This is a genomic window from Rhodoferax sp. UBA5149, assembly GCF_002413825.1.
Taxonomy (GTDB): Bacteria; Pseudomonadota; Gammaproteobacteria; order Burkholderiales; family Burkholderiaceae_C; genus Rhodoferax.
Map to the genome: position 1 here is coordinate 1 of NZ_DHXT01000054.1, position 2,624 is coordinate 2,624.

The window sequence follows — 2,624 nt, forward strand, 5'->3', positions numbered from 1 at the left end:
ACTTTTGGCACCACCGCAGTTGCCACGACCGGAGCTGCAGACGCGGATGCCGCGCTGTCGGGTTTGCCAGCTTGCACGGCCACGGCCACGGCCGCAGGCGCTGGAATACTCAGCGGTTTGGCCTTGTTCTTGTCGGGGATCTCGATCGGCATGTCGACCGAAATGGGGCGTGGCTGCTTGTCAAACAGCATGGGAAAACCAATCACGCCCATCAGCACCAGCACGGCGGCACCCATCAGGCGATATTTGGCGCGCCGACGCATGCCCTCGACCGTCTCGGGCTGGACAGGCGTGGCGGACTGCTCGTCGCCACCTTTTCGAAACTTGAAAAAGGCCATGTTGTGGGAGTTCAGGAGTTCAATTGTTTGGCATGTGTTTGGCCTGGAGGCGGGGCACCCCGTCCTTCAAAATGCCGCCCACCGTGTAGAACGACCCAAAGACGACGATTCTATCAGCGGGGTCTGCGGCATTGATGGCCGCTTGCAAGGCTTGCTGAGGGTCAGCGTGGATCGACGCCGTGGCGTCGCGTCTGGTGTTTTGGGCCTGCCACTTGGCGAGCAGCGCGGCTGCCGACTCGGCCCGGGATGTCGGCAAATCCGTGAAATACCACTTGTCAATCAAGGGATTGACCTTGACCAGCATGCTGACCAGATCTTTGTCGGCCATAGCCCCAAAAACAACGTGCGTGGTCGGAAAGTAGCCCATCGCATCCAGATTGGCCGCCAGCGCCGCGACCGAATGCGGGTTGTGCGCCACATCCAGGACCAGCGTGGGCTGGCCCGGAACGATTTGAAAACGACCCGGCAGTTCCACACAAGCCAGTCCGTTGCGCACCGCCTGCGCCGTCACCGGCAGGCGATCCCGCAAAGCCGTCAAGGCCGCCAGCACACCGGCGGCATTCACCAACTGGTTCGCGCCGCGCAGGGCTGGGTACGCCAAACCGCTGTAGCGCCGCCCGCGGCCGGCCCAGCCCCACTGCTGTTTGTCGCCCGACACATTGAAGTCCACGCCAAAGCGCCAGAGATCGGCATCAATCTCGGTGGCGTGGTCCAGCACACTCTGAGGCGGCATCGGATCACTCACCACCACCGGGCGCCCGGTGCGCATGATGCCAGCCTTCTCAAAGCCAATACTCTCGCGGTCCGATCCCAGAAACTCCATGTGATCGAGGTCGATGCTGGTGATCACAGCGCAATCGGGCTCGATGATGTTGACGGCGTCGAGCCGCCCGCCCAGGCCCACTTCGAGGATCGCCACATCCAGCGCGCTACGGGCCATCACGTCCAGAATGGCGAGCGTGGAAAATTCAAAGTAGGTGAGCGAGACTTCTGCATCGTTTTGGCACCTGGCCCTCTCCACTCGTGCGAAGGCTGCTATTAAATCAGGAGCATCCACCGGATCCCCCTGCAAGCGCAGCCGCTCCTCGAAGCGCACCAGATGCGGCGAGGTGTACACCCCCGTGCGGTACCCGGCCTGGCGCAGGATGGATTCCAGCATGGTGCAGGTCGAGCCCTTGCCGTTGGTGCCGGCCACCGTGATCACCGGGCACGTGAAGCCGATACCCATCCGCTGGGCCACCACTTTGACGCGGTCCAGCCCCATATCGATGTTTTTGGGGTGCAACTGCTCGCAATGCGCCAGCCACGCGTCAAGGGTTTGGGGTTCGGTTTTCATAAGCGTCGTCATTGTCGCCGAGTGCGGCATGATGGCGCCCATGGACCCACACCGCATCACCCTCTACGGCATTCCCAACTGCGATACCGTCAAGAAAGCCCGCGCCTGGCTCGGCGCGCAAGGCCTGGACTTTCAATTTCACGACTTCAAGAAACAAGGCGTCCCCGAGCAACGACTGGACGGCTGGATCAAGACCCTGGGCTGGCAAGCACTCGTCAATACCCGGGGCACCACCTGGCGCCGACTTGACGACGCCGCACGCGCGGGCGTGACGGACGGCGCCAGCGCCCGGACCCTGATGCTGGCGCAGCCGAGCGTGATCAAGCGACCGGTGATGGAATGGGCCGACGCCGGCGTGTCCGTCGGTTTTGATGAAACAGCCTGGCGCGCGCGGGTCGCCTAAAATCGTCGGTTACCCAAAACTGCACTGCACACACCATGGCCACCATTCTCCAAAACCTTCCCGTCGGCCAGAAAGTCGGCATCGCTTTCTCCGGCGGCCTGGACACCAGCGCGGCACTGCACTGGATGAAGCTCAAGGGCGCCATCCCCTACGCCTATACGGCCAACCTGGGCCAGCCCGACGAAGCGGACTATGACGAGATCCCGCGCAAGGCCATGCAGTACGGCGCGCAAGCGGCGCGCCTGATCGACTGCCGCAGCCAGCTGGCGGCCGAGGGCATTGCCGCCCTGCAAAGCGGCGCCTTCCATATCTCCACCGCCGGCGTGACCTACTTCAACACCACGCCGCTGGGCCGTGCCGTGACCGGCACCATGCTGGTGTCCGCCATGAAAGAGGACGACGTCAACATCTGGGGCGACGGCAGCACCTTCAAGGGCAACGACATCGAGCGTTTTTACCGTTACGGCCTGCTCACCAACCCTGCCTTGAAAATTTACAAACCCTGGCTGGACCAGCTGTTCATCGACGAGCTGGGCGGCCGCGCCGA

3 protein-coding genes and 1 pseudogene are annotated in these 2,624 nt (G+C 63.0%); 2 read left to right on the forward strand and 2 right to left on the reverse strand.

Features of this window, described 5'->3' with window-relative positions; genetic code table 11:
* Together B3V69_RS04355 and folC are read right to left on the reverse strand one after the other, a co-directional pair.
* Window positions 1–338: pseudogene (locus tag B3V69_RS04355) on the reverse strand (SPOR domain-containing protein); the annotation flags it as partial.
* A 19-nt stretch (window positions 339–357) separates the two neighbouring features.
* Entirely contained in the window at window positions 358–1,674 is a 1,317-nt protein-coding gene (gene folC, locus B3V69_RS04360) for a bifunctional tetrahydrofolate synthase/dihydrofolate synthase (RefSeq protein WP_296444152.1), read from the reverse strand.
* Window positions 1,675–1,714: 40 nt separating this feature from the next.
* Between folC and B3V69_RS04365 the strand changes: the two genes are divergently transcribed.
* Complete coding sequence (locus B3V69_RS04365) at window positions 1,715–2,077, forward strand: ArsC family reductase (RefSeq protein WP_296444154.1); 363 nt, start codon at window positions 1,715–1,717, stop codon at window positions 2,075–2,077.
* 35 nt (window positions 2,078–2,112) lie between these two features.
* On the forward strand, window positions 2,113–2,624 hold a 512-nt coding region (locus tag B3V69_RS04370; RefSeq protein WP_296444156.1), incomplete at its 3' end, for an argininosuccinate synthase domain-containing protein.

Coding starts and splice junctions, on each gene's coding strand:
- folC (WP_296444152.1), bottom strand. CDS start 1,674: ATGAAAACCGAACCCCAAACCCTTGACGCGTGGCTGGCGCATTGCGAG.
- B3V69_RS04365 (WP_296444154.1), top strand. CDS start 1,715: ATGGACCCACACCGCATCACCCTCTACGGCATTCCCAACTGCGATACC.